At 68.3% G+C, this 1,109-nt stretch carries 1 protein-coding gene; it reads left to right on the plus strand.

The window, feature by feature from the left end; all coding sequences use genetic code 11:
* Nucleotides 1–1,107: acyl-CoA dehydrogenase (locus STSP_RS35960; protein WP_198547521.1), on the plus strand; the 1,107-nt coding region annotated here is incomplete at its 5' end.
* Between the last annotated feature and the right edge of the window lie 2 nt (nucleotides 1,108–1,109).

Here is a 1,109-nt window from a genome sequence, read left to right on the forward strand (position 1 = left end):
CTGCTCCGTGAGACGGTGCGTTCGCTCGCCGAGGCGAAGATCGCCCCGTATGCGGCGGCGGTGGACGAGGAGGCGCGGTTCCCGCAGGAGGCGCTGGATGCGCTGGTGGCGTCGGAGCTGGCGGCGGTGCACGTGCCGGAGGAGTACGGGGGTGCGGGCGCGGACGCGCTGGCCACGGTCATCGTGATCGAGGAGGTCGCGCGGGTGTGCGCCTCCTCGTCGCTGATCCCGGCGGTCAACAAGCTGGGCTCGCTGCCGGTGATCCTGTCCGGCTCGGAGGAGCTGAAGAAGAAGTACCTCGGCCCGCTCGCCAAGGGCGACGCGATGTTCTCGTACTGCCTGTCGGAGCCGGACGCGGGCTCGGACGCTGCGGGGATGAAGACCAAGGCGGTCCGCGACGGCGACCACTGGGTGCTCAACGGCGTGAAGCGGTGGATCACCAACGCGGGTGTGTCGGAGTACTACACGGTGATGGCCGTGACCGATCCCACGAAGCGCTCGAAGGGCATCTCGGCCTTCGTGGTGGAGAAGTCCGACGAGGGTGTCTCGTTCGGTGCGCCGGAGAAGAAGCTGGGCATCAAGGGCTCGCCGACCCGCGAGGTGTACCTCGACAACGTGCGGATCCCGGCCGACCGGATGATCGGCGAGGAGGGTACGGGCTTCGCCACCGCGATGCGCACCCTGGACCACACGCGGATCACGATCGCGGCGCAGGCGCTGGGTATCGCGCAGGGCGCGCTGGACTACGCCAAGGGCTACGTCCAGGAGCGCAAGCAGTTCGGCAAGCCGATCGCGGACTTCCAGGGCATCCAGTTCATGCTGGCGGACATGGCCATGAAGATCGAGGCCGCCCGTCAGCTGACGTATGCGGCGGCGGCCAAGTCGGAGCGGGGCGACAGCGACCTCACCTTCCAGGGGGCCGCGGCGAAGTGTTTCGCCTCGGACGTGGCGATGGAGGTCACCACGGACGCGGTGCAGCTCCTTGGCGGGTACGGCTACACGCGTGACTACCCGGTGGAGCGCATGATGCGCGACGCGAAGATCACCCAGATCTACGAGGGCACCAACCAGGTCCAGCGGATCGTGATGTCCCGCAACCTGCCGTAAGG

The organism is Streptomyces jeddahensis, from assembly GCF_001642995.1.
In the GTDB taxonomy this organism is placed as follows: Bacteria; Actinomycetota; Actinomycetes; order Streptomycetales; family Streptomycetaceae; genus Streptomyces; species Streptomyces jeddahensis.